Raw genomic sequence first — 14,503 nt, 5'->3', positions numbered from 1 at the left:
GGCGAGAGGCAATGAACCAATTCGCCATCCTCTACGCAGACCGATTCACCAGGACCGGCTCGTAGCCTCGTAGAAGCGCCTCAAACACAGAATTTCTGACACACCCCGACCGCCGAGCAGGTTTCGCCGTCGGTCGTCCATGGACTGATCTCCACGGCGAAGACCGAAGGATCACCAATTGCCACGCTGTTCATCTTCATCAGTCACCTTGCCTGGCTCTGCCGCCCGCTCACCCCATCTGCTTGACCCACGCCGGACGGGAACGTTCAGTTGATCACCGTCAAATGGCCAAGCCGAAGCTTCTCGCCCGCGTCGTCGCCGACATAAGCCAATTTGGAGCGGTCGTATTTGAGGTGCTTCCGCAAATGCCTGAAGACCCGCTCCGCCCAGGCGCTGAACGGCTCGCTCTTGAGCGCACCGTTCTCGCTCAACAGGCGTCGATCTTCGTAGAAGAAGCGCCCCCGTCGCATGGCGCTGTCCTTGAAGTACGGTCGCCACAGTTCAATCACGAGGGAACGACGTAGATCGACGTCAAACTTCACGTCGCTCAGCTGAGCAACGTAGATCTGTTGCTCCAATGATCTGGGCACGAGATAGCAAATCAACGATCGGGCTCCCATTTCTCCGGCGGGGATCTCCAGCGCATCCAGTGGCGCCAGTGATCGCAGATCACTTCCGGGAACGTCCGAGAACAGAGCGATGTCGCCGTGATCCAGCAAGGCTCGCTGAAGATGCTTCAGATCAAGGTCGGTCGCCAAGATGCTCAACTGTCTACCCATGAGAGTCCACGGTGTCTGCGCTTCTGAATCGAATATCTAGCGCAGGTCCGCCTTCACCTTTGCCCGCCAGACGTTCCCCAACAGCACCGCGACGATACCTCCGACCAGCACCACCGCCGCACTCGTTCCCCCCGCGTCAAATTACCTGTCGCCCGATAGATTCATAAACGGGGGCGTAGATGAGAGAACGAGTTGGATCGATACGGACAAGAATTCAAGTACCCAGCGGTAGCCGCGAATGACTTCGCGGCAGATGGTGGACGGACTGATCCGGCGGGTACGCGGCTGACCCATGAGGTCAGCCCTCGCCAAGCTCAAGGTCGAAAACGACTCGCCACGAACGATTGAATCGCCGCCCACCGCGCCTGAAGCGTTTCGATCGACAGACTGGGGTCGTGGAATGGCCAGATTCGGTGCTCGGCCGGAACGAAGACCTTCTGGCTGGGAAGGTCCGCCAGATTGGAAACGCAGGAACGCCACAACGCGCATTCCATCCGATCCATGGCGACCAAGTCGCAGTCGCCCCGCGCCGTGCAGGCTTGGACCTTGATGGCGATGTCCATCAGTTGCTCGTCGATCAATGGCCACTCGCCCTTTGACAGCCCTGCTCGATAAGCATCGAGGATGGTGAAGTTTGAAGTCGAGGCAGCGTCCAGCAGCTCGATGGACCCTGCCTCAAGGAGAGCCGCGCTGACGATCTCCCGTCTGGGGTCGTTCTTCATGAAAGTACTTCCGGCCGAAAGCAGCAGATCGTCAGCGGCGTCGCCCATCCCTTCGCGATCCTTCAGCGCGATGCTGCTCGACGTGGGCGTTCCCGCCCGCAGGCAATCGGGTGCTCGGGAGGCGAAATGCTCCAACTGCTTTGGCGTCAACGTCACCCCTCGCTGAGGAAATACCTCGACGCCAAACTGAAAGTCAAAACAACGCCGTTCGACAACACGCAGCGCGACAAGGTCGGACAACTTGCCGGTCAGCGCCGCCCGTTGAGCAGTCAACTGCAGGCTATCTCTCCGCGTATTGCGAAGTGCGCGAGCCCATTTGATGTCGGTTCCTCGATCGGATGCGGCGACCTCGGGCTCCGTTCTCGTCGCGATAGCCTCGACGGAAGATGGCCGAGAAGCCGCAGGCGTCGCAGCCCCAGATGTTTCGGATCCGGATCCGGATGCGGGTATTGGCGCCTCGTCGCCACCCACGGAATAGAACGCGACGCAGAAGAGAACCAACGCCAATGCACTTGAGCCGAGAAGAATCTTGCTGTTCATGTTCCATGCCGCGCTGCGCGCTGACTCCTGCGAAGCAGGCCACCTCACTTGAGCCGCCTACCCGCCCTCACCTTCGCCCGCCAGACATTCCCCAACAGCACGGCGACGATACCTCCGACCAGCACCACCGCCGCACTCGTCCCATCCAACCACCCCAGCCGAAACCCCAATCCCGCGATCGCCACCACCACGAGGCTCCCGATGCACAGGCCCGCATCGGCCCAGAACATGGCGAACAGCTCCTTGACGACTTCCAGCACGATGGTCATGACGCCTCCCGCAGCGATGAGCGCGACCGAGTGATCAACCACGCCGTGCCGAGACCGACCGCCGCGAAAAGCCCGATCAACGCCAGCAGCGACCACTCCGCGCCAGGCCAGGACAGGCCGATGCCTTCCCCGGTCCAGAACACGCCGAACGCGGTCAGCAGGATGCCGACGCCGAATTTCAATCCGTTCTCCGGCACCCGCGCCAGCGGTTGCCGCAGCGCCATGCCGATCGCCAGGACCAGCACGCAGGCCGCGGCCGCACCGAGCGACGCTTCCAGGATCAGGCCGTGGCCGGCCCCCACCGCCAGCACGGTGAATGCGACCTCCATGCCTTCGAGCAGCACCGCCTTGAAGACGGTGATCACGCCAATCCAGTCGAGCGCGGCCCGCGTCGTCACGGGGCCGCCCTGCCCGTCCGCCAGCTCCCGCGTGGCGCGGCTGTAGAGCGCGGCCTCGTCACGCAGCGCCAGCACGCCACCGGCGCGCAGGATGGCCTTGCGCAGCCATCCCAGGCCGAAGAGCAGCAGCAGGATGCCGACCACCAGTTGCAGCGTGTGGATGGGCACCCGCAGCAGCGCCGGCCCCACGAGCGCCACCGTGCCGCCAAGCAGCACCAGCGCCGCCACCGTGCCGACCCATGCCGCGCGCCAGCCGCGCGTGCTGCCGACGGCGAGCACGATGGTGAAGGCCTCCACCACCTCGACGAGCGAGGCCGCGAAGGCGGCGCCCACCGCGGGCAACGCGCTGGCAAGTAAGGTCATGGGCTGTTCCTGCTGGGCAACGCCGACGCCGAGCCCGAGCCCGAGCACACGCCAGCATCGGCATCGGCATCGGCATCGACCGACGGCCTGCCGCGGTCATTCACGTCATTCACGTCGATCACGTCATTCACATCGATCACGTCGATCACGTCGCGTCTCGGGTTACCCGACGCTGGGCGACGGCGACCAACGACACGATCATCGCCAGGAACGCCGCGGAGATCCAGGCCGTGCCAATGCCCAGGCCGCCGTTGACGCGCTCCTGCGTCAGCAGATCGCCCACGGCCGCGCCGAAGGGCCGGGTGAGGATGTAGGCGATCCAGAACGTCAGCACGGCGTTGCCGCCCAGGCGCCAGATGCCGAAGGTCAACGCGATCAGCGCGCCGAAGGCCAGCGAGCCTTGCACGAATCCCAGCCCCAGCGCCTCGGTCGCGAGATCCCCGACCGCCGTGCCCAGCGCGAAGGTGCACAGGATCGCCGCCCAATAGAACAGCTCGCGGCGTCGCGTCACGATCGCGTGGATCGAGAGGGTCCGCTCGACACGCCACCACACCGCGAAGATCACCGCCAACGCCACCGAGAACGCCGCCGACGAGGCCTGCAGGCTCACGCCCGCGCGGTCCGTCAACAGATCGGTGATCTGCGTGCCGACGATGCTCACCAGCACCACGCTCAGCCAGTAGATCCACGGCACGTAGCGGGCCTGCCGCACCTGCAGGACCAGCGCCGCCAGCAGCAGGCCGGCCGTGAAGACGGTGGTGGGACCGAGGCCCCAGCCAGCGTCGACGGCGAGATAGTCCGCCGCGGTCTCGCCCACCGTCGTGGACAGGATCTTGATGATCCAGAACGACAGCGCGATCTCGGGCACCTTGTTGTCCCAATGGACCAGGGAGGTCGTGGACGGTCGTGTCATGAGCGTTCTCTCAGGTGATGTCGTGATGCGGGCGGACCGGGCCGGCTCAATCCTTCTCGTCCCGATCCTCCTTGCCGTCACGACCGTCCGGCGCCGAGGACAGGATCGCGCCCTTGTCCGCGTCGACGCGGACATCAAAGACCTTGTCGCCGGTCACGACCTCGATGTCGTAGGCGACGCCCTGCCGGGTGCGCTCATACTCGGCACGGCTGGCCTTGCCGCCGAAGTGCTGCTCGGCGATCGCCACCGCCTGCGTCAGCGAGACCTTGGCCTGGACCACGCCGAGGGCGTCGTTCTCCTCCTTGCCGCCGGCACGCGGCCCGCCGTCCTCCCGTGCCGCCCAGGCCCCGGCGCCGATGGCACCCGCGGAAACCGCCACGGCGACGACGCCGTACTTCACGTATCGATTCAATGCCTTCATGGGTCGCTCCTTGCGCGCAGACGTTGCGCTGGGCGCGAGCCTAGAAGGGCAAGACTTAGCTCCGACTGAACACCGCGCGAATCTCCCACACGCGACCGCGATCGAGACTCGGCGGCCGGCATTCAGCGCAGGCTCCGCGTCGCGGCGAAGCGCGCTTCGTCGAGGATGCGCGTCATCGATTCCAGCTTGATCGCGTGGGACCTCGCATGCCCGTCGAATCGGCCGCCCGACAGCACCTCGTACTCGTCCAGCCGCGCCTGCGCGATCGGATCGCCGGGAATGGCGCGCGTGCTGGCATGGCACATCAGCAGGTCGCCCTGCTCGGCCAGCCGGAACCAGCTCGACAGCAGCGCCTCGTAGCGTCCGGCGCCTCCGGCGAAGTCGTAGACACCGAGCAGCCGTCGGTTGTGAGGGAAGGCCAGCAAGTCGGCCTCGGTGGTGAGCATGCGACTGCCCAGGCGGCCGATGACCAGGGACTTGAAGCGCCAACCGGCCGCGCGGGTCGACCGGACCCAGGGCCGGTGATAGGGGTAGCGCTGGATCAGCACGTCCACCAGCGCATCGCGGACCTGAGGAAACTGGTGGACATGCTGATGCCCGTCGACGAAGTCGGGCCGCCGCCCCAGATGGCGCTCGAACAGGTCGAATTGCGCGTCGATTTCCGCGCGAAGCGCCGACGCCGACAGCCGGTCGAACGATCCGCGCATCCAGAGTGCCGCCCAGCTGTCCGGCGCCGATGTCAACGGGCGCTGCGTCAGGTCCAGGTGCAGGCCGACGTCGATCGGGCCGGCGGAATCCCTGCGCAGGCTCGTCGCGCCGCTTTGCCACGCAGCCCCCGTCACCAGGCAGGACAAGGCATGGACGCGTCCGTCGCGCCGCAACGCCAGCGCGGCCTCGTTGATGCCCTCATGCAGGCCGAAGTCGTCCAGGCAGAGACAGATGGATCGTTCGCGCTTCACGGCCAGCGCCTCCGATACCGCACCCTCAGGGCATCCGGCGACGGCACGCCGCCGGCGGCCTCGACGCCGATGGCACGCGCGATGGGTCGGGCCTCTGACATGCCTGGCAGTATCAGAACATTGACCTTATCGAAACCTTAAGGAAGGTCCACGTCGCCCCCGCGGTGGCCGCGAAAAGTGATGCAGACTTTCCCTAGGCACGCACCGGCTCGACCGGCGGAAACTCCACGCGCACGTCCAGGCCGGGTCCGGTCGAGCGGTCGAGCAACCGCACCGTCGCCCCATGGCGCTCCGCGATGGTTTGCACGATGGCCAGGCCCAGGCCGCTGCCGATGTTCTCCCGCGGCTCGGCCTCGGCCTGGTCGCGCCGGAAGAAGCGGTCGAAGACACGCGGTCGGTCCTCGGCGGAGATGCCCGGCCCGGTGTCCCGCACGAACAGGATCGGGCCGCCCGCGCCGATCGCCACGCCGACGTCCACCACCCCGCCCCGCGGCGTGAAGCGCAAGGCGTTCTCGATCAGGTTCTCCAGCAGCATGGCGAGCTGCTCCGTATCTCCCAGAACCTCGATCACGCCAGACGCCGGCGCGCCTCGATCCGGCGCGTGGGCCGGCAGCTCCACGCCCAGGTCGATGCCCCGCGCCTCGGCCCGCGCCACGCGGGGCTCGACGACCGCGCGCACGAGGTCGCACAGGGCCAGGCGCCGCAGCGGCTCGGGATTGCCGACAGGATCGGTGCGGGCGATGGCCAGCAGTTGCTCGATCAGCCGCTGCGCACGCGCGACGCCCTGCTTGAGCGCCGCGGTGGCGGTGTGCCGCTCGGGCTCCGAGCGACTCTGCTCCAGCAGATGGAGCTGCAACCGCAGCGCCGCGATCGGCGTGCGCAGCTCATGCGCCGCGTCCGCGACGAATTGCCGCTGCATCGAGAACGCCCGGTCCAGCTTGGCCATGAGGCTGTTGATCGCCCGCACCATCGGGCGCAGCTCGACGGGCACCGACGCGGTGTCGATGGCTTCGAGGGCGCGCACACTGCGGCCGGCGACGTCCCTGGCCGCGACATCCAGCGGTCGCAGGCCGCGTCGCAGGCCGAAGACCAGCAGGCCGCCCACGACCAGCGCCAGCGCGACGAGCACGGGCAGCATCTTCGCGGCCGACTCGCCGGCCATCTCGTGGCGCGCGGATCGCCGCTGCGCGGCCTGCACGATGCCCTGGTCGTGCACGACGGTGTACACCGTCCATGCCTCGCCGCCGATGCGCGGATGCGAGAGCCCCGCCCGCGGCGTGAAGGTGATCGGCACCCGCGGATCGGACGCGTAGGTCAGCCGGCCCGCGGTGTCCCAGGTGAAGGTCGCGATCTCGGCGTCGTCCGGCTCGTCATGCCGGTCGATGGGCACCGCCGCGCGGGATGTCAGGGTCGTCGGCCGGTCTTGCTGATATCGCGCCACGCCCGCCGCCACGTTCTTCAGATCGCGGTCGAAGACCTCGTTCATCTCGTCCAGCGTGACGACGTACATCGTCGCGGCCATCGGGACCGCACCCAGCAGCAGCGTCCCGAAGACCCAGGCCAGCAACTGGCGCTCGATCGATCTCATGACTCGCCGCCGATGCGGTATCCCAGGCCCCTGACGTTCTTGATGGCGGCGCTGCCGAGCTTGCGGCGCAGGTTGTGCAGGTGCACTTCGATGGCATTGCTGGCCACCTCCTGGCCCCATCCGTAGACGGCCTCCTCCAGCCGCTCACGCGACAGCACGGCGCCGGGCTTGTGCATCAGCGCCTCCAGCACCGCGAATTCACGCGCGGACAGCTCGACCGGCTGCCCCGCCTGAACCACCTCCTTGCGCACGGGGTCCAGCGACAGCTCGCCGTGCCGCAGCACGGGGCTGCCGCTGCCCGCGTGGCGGCGCAGCAGCGCGCGCACGCGAGCCACGAGTTCGTCCAGGTCGAAGGGCTTGAGGACGTAGTCGTCGGCGCCGGCTTCCAGCCCCGCGATGCGGTCCTTGACCGTGTCGCGGGCGGAGGCGATCAGCACCGGCATCGCGTCGCCCGACCGGCGCAGGTCCTTGAGCAGATCCATCCCGTCGCCGCGGGGCAGGCCGAGGTCCAGGATGGCGAGGTCGTAGACGCCGGTGGACAACGACAGCTGCGCGTCGCGCGCGTCGACGACCCAGTCCACCGCGAAACCGGCCCGCGCCAGCCCCTGCCGGACGGCGCTGCCGATCATGTCGTCGTCTTCGATGAGCAGGAGTCGCATGGCCGTGTCCTTCGTTCGCCGCGCCGCCGTCCGGACGCAACCCCGCCGCGCGCGGCCGTGGGATCCGGACACGCCGACGAACGCGAGGCGGCGCACATGGACCGGCGCGGCGGAGGCGGCGCATGTTGACCGCCCGGCGCTTAACTCTGCCTTAAGTCGGCACGCTTCAGCATCGGGACCGGCGCGCCCGCGCCGGCCTTTCGAGTCGCTGCTCGCCCACGGCGATGGCGGCTCCCGCGGCTCGCTCAGCGCCTCACAGCTCGATCTTCGCGTTCAAGCCCACCGTGCGGGGCGTGCCGGCGAAGATGTAGCCAGACTGCAGGAAGCCCCAATACCCGCGGTTGAACACGTTGTCGACACCGGCGCGCAGCGTCACCGGGTGATCCGCCAGGCGCGTGCGGTAGCTCAGGCCGAGATTGACCAGCGAGTACCCCGGCAGCTCGTAGCGGTTGTTGGCGTCGAGCGTGAGGCGCTTGTCGTAGTGCAGCTCCGCGTTGGCGCTCAAGCCGTCGACGCCGGGCAACGCGCCGCTGACGCCCAGCGAGGCCTGCCATTTCGGGATGCCTTCGACGCGGTTGCCGACCAGGCTGGCGTCGGTCTCCCGGTAGGTACCGGCCGTCCATGCCAGGCCGCCGTCCAGGCGCACGCCGACGGGCAGGTCCACGTGGCCGTTGGCCTCGACCCCGCGCAACCGCACCTGACCGTCGGACACGTAGTAGTTCCGCGCGTTGGCGTACTCGGCGCCGTGCTCGATCTGGAACACCGAGGCCGTCGCGCCCCAGCGCCGGCCGTCGTGCTTCACGCCCAGCTCGTACTGCCTGCTCTTGATCGGCGCCAGCACCTCGTCCGCGTTGGCGTAGGTGGTGCCGACGGTGCTGCCTTGCTCCAGCGCCTCGACGTAGCTGGCGTAGACCAGCGTGTCGGGGCGCGGGCGGTACATCAGCGCCAACGTCGGCGACACCGGCGTCTTCTTGTACGCGTTGGAGACCGCGCCGGTCGTGGTGTAAGACGTCTGTCCGTAGTCCGAGTAACGCAGGCCCGCGAGCAGCGACCAGGCCTCGCTGAACTGCAAGGTATCGCTGGCGAAGACCGCGCGCTGGGCCGAGTGGTAGTTGTGATACTGCAGCGAGTCGTCGTAGCTGCCGCTCCACGTCAGCGGCGTGACGGGGGTGTACAGGTTCTGCGTGCCGATCGGCGTGTACAGCGACTTCGGCACGGTCTGCTTGTTCAAGCCCTGCCACGCCAGCCCCACGGTCACCTGGTGCTGCAGGCCGCCGGTGGCGAAGCTGCCTTCGATCAGCGCCTGCGCCTGCTCGTAGGTCGCGGCGCCTTGCGCCTTGTTGAGGTAGACGGTGTAGTCGCCGGCCTCGTTCAGCAGGCCCATCCACTGGCCCGAATAACGGCGCCGATCCTGGCTGCGGCTGACGTCGATCTTCGCGCTCCACGCCGGATCGATCTTCCATTGCAGGCCGGTGGACACGAAGAAGACATTCGAGTTGAAGAAGGTGTTCTCATGGGCCGACAGGTGCTTGCGACCGCTCGGCGCCTGGGGAATCGCGGCGCCGACGAAGTCGTCGACGAAGAAGTCCTGCACGCCGCCCTTGACGCGGCGCGACTGGTAGATCGCGTCGGCCGTCCAGGTCAGCGACGGCGCGAGCCGCGCGTCCAGCGACAGCGACGCCGAGTTGCGCAGCACGTCGGCGCCGTTGTAGGTCTCGCCCTGCTCGTGCGTCAGGTTGAGGCGGTAGCCGTAGCGGCCGTCGTCCACGCGACCGCCGGCATCGACGTGCTCGCTGAACACGCCGTCGGAGCGGTAGCCGACGTCCAGCGCGAGCAGCGGCTTGTCGGTGGGCTTCTTGGTGACGAAGTTGATGATGCCGCCCGGCGCGCCGAAGCCGTACATGAAGCCCGACGCGCCCTTGAGCAACTGCACCGACTCGAAGGTCTCGACCGGCAGCTCGACCGTGGTCATGAAGAACGGCAGGCCGTTGATCTTGTAGCCGTTGTAGTCGTCGAGCGGAATGCCGCGCACGTTGATCGAGTACGCGTTGAAGGAGTACGTATCGCCCAGCGACATCACGGCCGGGTCGTTCGCGAAGATCTTGCCGAGCGACTTGACCTGGCGGTTCTCCAGGTCCTCGGCGTCGACCTGGCGCGTGGAGAACGGCGTCTCCAGATCGGATCGCGCGCCGAGCGCGCCGGCGCTCACCGGCAGTTGCTTGATGCGCGAGCCCTGCACCGTGACGGTCGACAGCGCGACGCTGGGCGCCCGGTCGACATCGTTCTGGGCGAGCGTCGCGCCGTTCTGGTTTTGGGCGTAGGTCGCACTCGACAGCAAGGCCGCGATCGCCGCGCCGACGGCCTTCAAGTTTGTTTGCATGGGGTTCCAACGTGATGAAAAGAAGTCACCGCGCCGATGCCCAGGGGCATGGCGCGGCTCACGTCGGACTCTAGGGACAGGCTCCGCCCAGCGCGAAAAACCTTTCGGCGTATCGATATGCGAAGACGCGCGGGGGATTCGGGTTAGGCGCCGGGATATGCGCCGGCGATCGCCGAATGCGCTCTACTCCCTCTTCCATTGCCAGCGCATGACCCCACCTTCCCCACTCGACTTGAGGAACCGACATGCAAACCATCCTGGGCGCCACCGGCCAGATCGCCGTGGAACTTGCGCGGGAGCTGCGGCGCGCCTACACGAGCGATCTGCGCCTGGTGAGCCGCCACCCGCGCAAGGTCAACATCACCGACACGCTGGTGCCAGCGGACCTGCTCGACGCCGCTCAAACGATCGAAGCGGTCCAGGGCAGCGACATCGTTTACTTCACGGCGGGGCTGCCGCCCGACACGGCGATGTGGGAGGCGCAGTTCCCGATCATGCTGAAGAACGCGCTCGACGCCACCCGGGCCGCGGGCGCCCGGTTCGTCTACTTCGACAACACCTACATGTACCCGCAGGACGGCCGCGTGCTGACCGAGGACACCCCGTTCGATCCGGTCGGCCGCAAGGGGCGCGTGCGGGCGACGATGGCCTCCATGGTGCTGGACGAAATGGCGCGGGGCGAGATCCCCGCCGTGATTGGCCGCGCGCCGGAGTTCTATGGGCCAGACAAGACGCAGAGCATCACGAACACGTTGGTCATCGACAACCTCAAGGCAGGCAAGGTGCCTCGCGTGCCGGTGCGCGACGACACGCGCCGCACGCTGATCTGGACGCCTGACGCCAGCCGCGCGCTTGCGGCCCTGGGCAACGCGCCGGATGCGTATGGACAGACCTGGCACCTGCCCTGCGACGACGAGCGCCTCACCTACCGGCAGTTCGTGGCACTGGCCGCCGAGGTCTTCGGCACGGCCCCCCGGTACAAGGTGCTGGGCAAGTGGACACTGAGGGCCGCCGGCCTCGTTTCCAAACAAGTGCGCGAGCTGCGGGAGTTGCTGCCGCGCTACGAGAGCGACAACCTCTTCGACTTCACGAAGTTCAAGCGGCGCTTCCCAGACTTCGAGGTGACGACTTATCGTCGCGGCTTGGCGTTGATCCACGGCGAGCCCACTCGTCGAGAGGGCGGGCCGTCGCGGTAGGCGGGTCGCGGACCTTCCTGGACAGCGCGGCGCTGGACGAGGCGCGCGACAGGATTCTTTTCGAGGAGGATGTCGATTCCCGATCTTCATCTTCGTCGTCATTGCATCACCCCCCGAAAGGACCTCCCGTGAAATACCTCGGCCTTGCCTACTTCACCCCGGAAAAGTTTGCTCAGATGACGCCAGCCGAAGTCAAGGCGCTGGTCAGCCAATGCCCGGCCCTGGACGAGAAGATGCAGGCCACCGGCAAGGTCCTGGTCTCCGCGTCGCTGGGCGATCTGGACCAATGGAAGACGCTGCGCCCGCGTGGCGGCAAGACGCACATCAGCGACGGGCCTTACACCGAGGCGAAGGAAGTGGTCGGCGGCCTGTTCATCATCGAGGCGGACAGCCCCGAGGAGGCGCAACAGATCGCCGCCATGCATCCCGCCGCCACGCTGGGCGAACAAGGCGGATGGGCCGTCGAGCTGATTCCGATGGACTTCTACCTGAGCCGCTGAGGAGCTCGGGCGCCTGCGTCAAGGACGCAACGGCGCCCGTCCCTCCGAGGCGCCGCGCCCCTGGTCTGCGGGTCGTCGCGTCGACGCCCCTTCAGCTTGAGCGCGAAGCCTTGGCGGAGGCGATGGCCTTGCTTTCCTTGCGCAGCTTGGTGGAGACCGGGCAGACCTGCTGGACGAAGCTGGTCAGCGTGTTGGCCAGGCTGTCCCCTTGCAAGCTGTAGAAGATGAACTGGCCGCGCTTCTCGGCCTTCACCAGGCCGGCGGCCTCCAGGATCTTGAGGTGCTTGGACAGCGACGGCTTCGTCATGTCGAAGCGGCTCGCGATGTCTCCCGCCGAGAGCTCCGTCTCGGAGAGGTAGGCCAGGATCTTGCGCCGCGGCGTCGAGGCCAGCGCTTCGAAAACTTTGTCCATCGTCGGATCTTAGCGCTCGTCGCGGCCGGGTTCGTTATTTAGTTATTTAGCCATTTAGCTAATTTTAATGTATGCTGACTCGCACTTCAGGAGTCCGCATGGCCGTTGATCCGATCTCATCTGCGCCCCCCGTCGTCGTCGAGGCGGCCCGACCTCACACCGTCTACTACAACAGCGCCTGCCCGGTTTGCGATGCCGGCGTGTGTGCCATGCGGGCACGCATCGACGCGCGCGACGTCGAATGGGTGGACGTGCACCGCAACCCGGAGCGCCTGGCCGCGCTGGGTCTCGATCTGGAAAGCGTCCGGGAGCGTCTGCACCTCGTCGACGCCGAGGGCCGTCTGCAGGTGGGCGCCACGGCGCTCATGACGACATGGTCGCTCCAGTCGCGATGGGGCTGGCTCCTCAAGCCGCTGAGCCTCCCCGGCGTGCGGACCCTGACCTCGTGGGCCTACATCGCCTTCGCCCGCCTTCTGTACCGCTGGAACCGCAGCCAGGGGCGTTGGTGATTCAATCAAGACAAGGAATGAAGATGGCCACGCACACCAACTTTGACGCCATGGAACTCGACAAGTTCCAGGCCTTGGCCTCCCGCTGGTGGGATGCCGGGTCGGAATTCTGGCCCCTGCATGCGATCAATCCGCATCGGCTCGAATGGATCGATCGACTGGTCTCCCTGCGGGACAAGCGCGTCCTGGATGTCGGCTGCGGCGGCGGCATCCTGTCCGAATCGATGGCGCACCGCGGCGCCGACGTCCTCGGCATCGACCTCGCGGACAAGGGGCTGAAGGTCGCCACGATCCATGCGGCACAGAGCAAGGCGTCCGTGGCCTATCGCCACGTCGCCGCCGAGGATCTCGCGCGCGAGGCCGCGGGCACTTTCGATGTGGTGACCTGCATGGAGATGCTGGAGCACGTCCCCGATCCCGCACAAGTCGTGGCCGCCTGCTCGGCGCTGACGAGGCCAGGCGGCTGGGTGTTCTTCTCCACCATCAACCGATCGCCCCTGAGCTGGCTGGTCGCGATCTTCGGCGCCGAACGAGTGCTGAAGGTGCTGCCGCGCGGCTCGCACGACTACGCCAAGTTCATCAAGCCGGCAGAGTTGAAGGCGATGGCGGCCGCGGCTGGGCTGGTCCTCCGCGATGAGAAGGGCTTGCGCTACAGGCCGATCACCAGGACTTTCAGGCTCCATGGCTGGACCGGGGTGAATTACTTGCTGGCGATGCAGAAGGCTTGAGGACCATCGGAGCGCGCAGGCCTCGGCGTCAGTCCTTGACGCGAGGCTTGAAGATATGGAGGGTCTCGCCACGCGCCAGCATCTCCACCAGTTGGGCGATGCGCTTGGCGCGCGTCTCGGCCTTCACGGCCGTCTGTATGCGCCACAGGACCGCGTAGCGATTGGAGGCATTGATCGTCGCGAAGAATGCCTTGGCCTTCGGCTCGGCTTCAAGCGCCGCCAGCAGGTCCTCGGGCACCGCGGACGTGCGCGCGCCGTCGTAGGCCTGCGCCCAGCGTCCGTCGGCCTTCGCGGCCTCGATCTGCGCATGTCCCGGCGCCTGCATGCGACCCGCCTCGATGAGCGCGGCGACCTTGTCGACGTTGATCTTCGACCAGATGCTGCGCGCTCGCCGCGGCGTGAAGCGCTGGAGAAAGTGTTGGTCGTCGAGCCCCTTCCTCTGGCCGTCGATCCAGCCCCAACAAAGCGCGATCTCCACCGCCTCCGGGTAGGTGACGCTGGGTTCATCGGCCCCCCGCTTCGCGATCATGAGCCAGAGGCCGTCGGAGGCGGCGTGATGTTTCTTCAACCAGGTCTCGAAGGCCTTGGCGTTCTTGAACAGGGTCGGAGCGGCGTCGACTGGGATGGTGGATTTGGCGGTGGGCATCTGACGAGTGTGCCGCAGGAGCCTTGCAGATGGGAGAGCGTTCAACCGCCATGGGAGGCCAGCACCACGTCAAGCCCAGTGGACGTGTGATCCCCGCCCGATGCCGCCCCTGAACGGAAGCCGGCGCCGCGAGGCGCCGGCGGACCTGCTCTGCGTCAGCCCTTCGGGGAGTCGGTCTCGCGCTCGAAACCCCGCCCGAACAGGGTCCGGTGCTCGATGCCGTCATCATTGCTCAGTACCGGCGCATGGCGTATCACGGCATCACCGGCCTCGGCACGGTAGCCGCGTCCGCCAATGCGCTTCAGCTGGAGACGACGCCCGGTAACTGAAGGAGTCCGGCGACGACATGGATGACGCGAATGAGCCAATGCCGGAGTTCGCCGAGTCGGCCGTCAATCGGGAGCTGCGCAGACGTGATCCGCTTGGATTCTTCGAGCCACGCGATGCGCTAGTCCCGGCCAGTCTCGGGGCCATTAGGCAGGCCCCATCTCCTTGATCCTACGGGCATATTCGGCCGGCGT

The 14,503-nt window shown here is 67.0% G+C and carries 17 protein-coding genes; 4 read left to right on the top strand and 13 right to left on the bottom strand.

Annotated elements, in window-relative coordinates; translation table 11 throughout:
- Positions 1-266: 266 nt before the first annotated feature.
- The 11 genes from CDN99_RS27830 to CDN99_RS27785 all read right to left on the bottom strand — a co-directional run bounded on the left by CDN99_RS27830 (position 267) and on the right by CDN99_RS27785 (position 9,991).
- Positions 267-767 (bottom strand): hypothetical protein, encoded by a 501-nt coding sequence (locus CDN99_RS27830; RefSeq protein ID WP_141101031.1) that lies wholly within the window; start codon positions 765-767, stop codon positions 267-269.
- 326 nt (positions 768-1,093) lie between these two features.
- The gene (locus CDN99_RS28550) at positions 1,094-2,041 is read right to left on the bottom strand and encodes a hypothetical protein (RefSeq protein ID WP_141101030.1); all 948 of its coding nucleotides are present in this window, start codon (positions 2,039-2,041) and stop codon (positions 1,094-1,096) included.
- Positions 2,042-2,085: 44 nt separating this feature from the next.
- A complete protein-coding gene (locus CDN99_RS27820) occupies positions 2,086-2,310 on the bottom strand; it encodes a hypothetical protein (protein WP_088388924.1) in 225 nt (74 codons plus the stop codon).
- On the bottom strand, positions 2,307-3,071 hold the full coding sequence (locus tag CDN99_RS27815) for a COG4280 domain-containing protein (RefSeq protein WP_088388922.1): 765 nt from the start codon (positions 3,069-3,071) through the stop codon (positions 2,307-2,309). The genes CDN99_RS27820 and CDN99_RS27815 overlap by 4 nt, the downstream gene beginning before the upstream one ends.
- A complete protein-coding gene (locus tag CDN99_RS28845) occupies positions 3,068-3,220 on the bottom strand; it encodes a hypothetical protein (protein ID WP_158218984.1) in 153 nt (50 codons plus the stop codon). Before CDN99_RS28845 ends, CDN99_RS27815 begins: the two co-directional genes overlap by 4 nt.
- A complete protein-coding gene (locus CDN99_RS27810) occupies positions 3,217-3,984 on the bottom strand; it encodes a COG4705 family protein (protein WP_088388920.1) in 768 nt (255 codons plus the stop codon). The genes CDN99_RS28845 and CDN99_RS27810 overlap by 4 nt, the downstream gene beginning before the upstream one ends.
- A 46-nt stretch (positions 3,985-4,030) precedes the next feature.
- A complete protein-coding gene (locus tag CDN99_RS27805) occupies positions 4,031-4,405 on the bottom strand; it encodes a PepSY domain-containing protein (protein ID WP_238139741.1) in 375 nt (124 codons plus the stop codon).
- A 122-nt stretch (positions 4,406-4,527) separates the two neighbouring features.
- The gene (locus CDN99_RS27800) at positions 4,528-5,364 is read right to left on the bottom strand and encodes a ChbG/HpnK family deacetylase (RefSeq protein WP_158218983.1); all 837 of its coding nucleotides are present in this window, start codon (positions 5,362-5,364) and stop codon (positions 4,528-4,530) included.
- Positions 5,365-5,557: 193 nt separating this feature from the next.
- Positions 5,558-6,952, bottom strand: coding sequence for a sensor histidine kinase (locus CDN99_RS27795; RefSeq protein WP_088388916.1), 1,395 nt, complete (start codon positions 6,950-6,952; stop codon positions 5,558-5,560).
- The gene (locus CDN99_RS27790; protein ID WP_088388914.1) at positions 6,949-7,611 is read right to left on the bottom strand and encodes a response regulator; all 663 of its coding nucleotides are present in this window, start codon (positions 7,609-7,611) and stop codon (positions 6,949-6,951) included. Before CDN99_RS27790 ends, CDN99_RS27795 begins: the two co-directional genes overlap by 4 nt.
- Positions 7,612-7,864: 253 nt before the next feature.
- Positions 7,865-9,991, bottom strand: coding sequence for a TonB-dependent siderophore receptor (locus CDN99_RS27785; protein WP_088388912.1), 2,127 nt, complete (start codon positions 9,989-9,991; stop codon positions 7,865-7,867).
- Positions 9,992-10,236: 245 nt separating this feature from the next.
- On the opposite strand from CDN99_RS27785, the gene CDN99_RS27780 reads away from it, so the two are divergent.
- Positions 10,237-11,187 carry an NAD-dependent epimerase/dehydratase family protein gene (locus CDN99_RS27780; protein ID WP_088388910.1) on the top strand — a complete coding sequence of 317 codons (951 nt, stop codon included), beginning with the start codon at positions 10,237-10,239 and terminating at the stop codon, positions 11,185-11,187.
- Positions 11,188-11,315: 128 nt separating this feature from the next.
- Positions 11,316-11,687: a YciI family protein gene (locus tag CDN99_RS27775; protein ID WP_088388908.1), complete on the top strand. Its 372-nt coding sequence runs from the start codon at positions 11,316-11,318 to the stop codon at positions 11,685-11,687.
- Between the two features lie 91 nt (positions 11,688-11,778).
- On the opposite strand, the gene CDN99_RS27770 is transcribed toward CDN99_RS27775, so the two are convergent.
- Positions 11,779-12,099 carry a metalloregulator ArsR/SmtB family transcription factor gene (locus CDN99_RS27770; RefSeq protein WP_088388906.1) on the bottom strand — a complete coding sequence of 107 codons (321 nt, stop codon included), beginning with the start codon at positions 12,097-12,099 and terminating at the stop codon, positions 11,779-11,781.
- Between the two features lie 98 nt (positions 12,100-12,197).
- On the opposite strand from CDN99_RS27770, the gene CDN99_RS27765 reads away from it, so the two are divergent.
- The gene (locus tag CDN99_RS27765) at positions 12,198-12,608 is read left to right on the top strand and encodes a thiol-disulfide oxidoreductase DCC family protein (RefSeq protein ID WP_088388904.1); all 411 of its coding nucleotides are present in this window, start codon (positions 12,198-12,200) and stop codon (positions 12,606-12,608) included.
- Between the two features lie 23 nt (positions 12,609-12,631).
- On the top strand, positions 12,632-13,336 hold the full coding sequence (gene ubiG / locus CDN99_RS27760) for a bifunctional 2-polyprenyl-6-hydroxyphenol methylase/3-demethylubiquinol 3-O-methyltransferase UbiG (protein WP_088388930.1): 705 nt from the start codon (positions 12,632-12,634) through the stop codon (positions 13,334-13,336).
- A gap of 28 nt (positions 13,337-13,364) precedes the next feature.
- On the opposite strand, the gene CDN99_RS27755 is transcribed toward ubiG, so the two are convergent.
- Positions 13,365-13,982 (bottom strand): YdeI/OmpD-associated family protein, encoded by a 618-nt coding sequence (locus tag CDN99_RS27755; RefSeq protein ID WP_088388902.1) that lies wholly within the window; start codon positions 13,980-13,982, stop codon positions 13,365-13,367.
- Positions 13,983-14,503 lie beyond the last annotated feature (521 nt).

Origin of the sequence: Roseateles aquatilis (assembly GCF_002205645.1) — a bacterium.
Taxonomy (GTDB): domain Bacteria; phylum Pseudomonadota; class Gammaproteobacteria; order Burkholderiales; family Burkholderiaceae_C; genus Roseateles; species Roseateles aquatilis.
This window is presented reverse-complemented; position numbering and strand designations above follow the sequence as displayed.

What these genes read in the sequence shown, in the direction of transcription:
- CDN99_RS28550 (WP_141101030.1), bottom strand. Translation starts at nt 2,041, where the DNA reads ATGAACAGCAAGATTCTTCTCGGCTCAAGTGCATTGGCGTTGGTTCTC.
- CDN99_RS27790 (WP_088388914.1), bottom strand. Translation starts at nt 7,611, where the DNA reads ATGCGACTCCTGCTCATCGAAGACGACGACATGATCGGCAGCGCCGTC.
- CDN99_RS27765 (WP_088388904.1), top strand. Translation starts at nt 12,198, where the DNA reads ATGGCCGTTGATCCGATCTCATCTGCGCCCCCCGTCGTCGTCGAGGCG.
- CDN99_RS27815 (WP_088388922.1), bottom strand. Translation starts at nt 3,071, where the DNA reads ATGACCTTACTTGCCAGCGCGTTGCCCGCGGTGGGCGCCGCCTTCGCG.
- CDN99_RS27805 (WP_238139741.1), bottom strand. Translation starts at nt 4,405, where the DNA reads ATGAAGGCATTGAATCGATACGTGAAGTACGGCGTCGTCGCCGTGGCG.
- CDN99_RS27785 (WP_088388912.1), bottom strand. Translation starts at nt 9,991, where the DNA reads ATGCAAACAAACTTGAAGGCCGTCGGCGCGGCGATCGCGGCCTTGCTG.
- CDN99_RS27820 (WP_088388924.1), bottom strand. Translation starts at nt 2,310, where the DNA reads ATGACCATCGTGCTGGAAGTCGTCAAGGAGCTGTTCGCCATGTTCTGG.
- CDN99_RS27770 (WP_088388906.1), bottom strand. Translation starts at nt 12,099, where the DNA reads ATGGACAAAGTTTTCGAAGCGCTGGCCTCGACGCCGCGGCGCAAGATC.
- ubiG (WP_088388930.1), top strand. Translation starts at nt 12,632, where the DNA reads ATGGCCACGCACACCAACTTTGACGCCATGGAACTCGACAAGTTCCAG.
- CDN99_RS27810 (WP_088388920.1), bottom strand. Translation starts at nt 3,984, where the DNA reads ATGACACGACCGTCCACGACCTCCCTGGTCCATTGGGACAACAAGGTG.
- CDN99_RS27795 (WP_088388916.1), bottom strand. Translation starts at nt 6,952, where the DNA reads ATGAGATCGATCGAGCGCCAGTTGCTGGCCTGGGTCTTCGGGACGCTG.
- CDN99_RS27755 (WP_088388902.1), bottom strand. Translation starts at nt 13,982, where the DNA reads ATGCCCACCGCCAAATCCACCATCCCAGTCGACGCCGCTCCGACCCTG.
- CDN99_RS27780 (WP_088388910.1), top strand. Translation starts at nt 10,237, where the DNA reads ATGCAAACCATCCTGGGCGCCACCGGCCAGATCGCCGTGGAACTTGCG.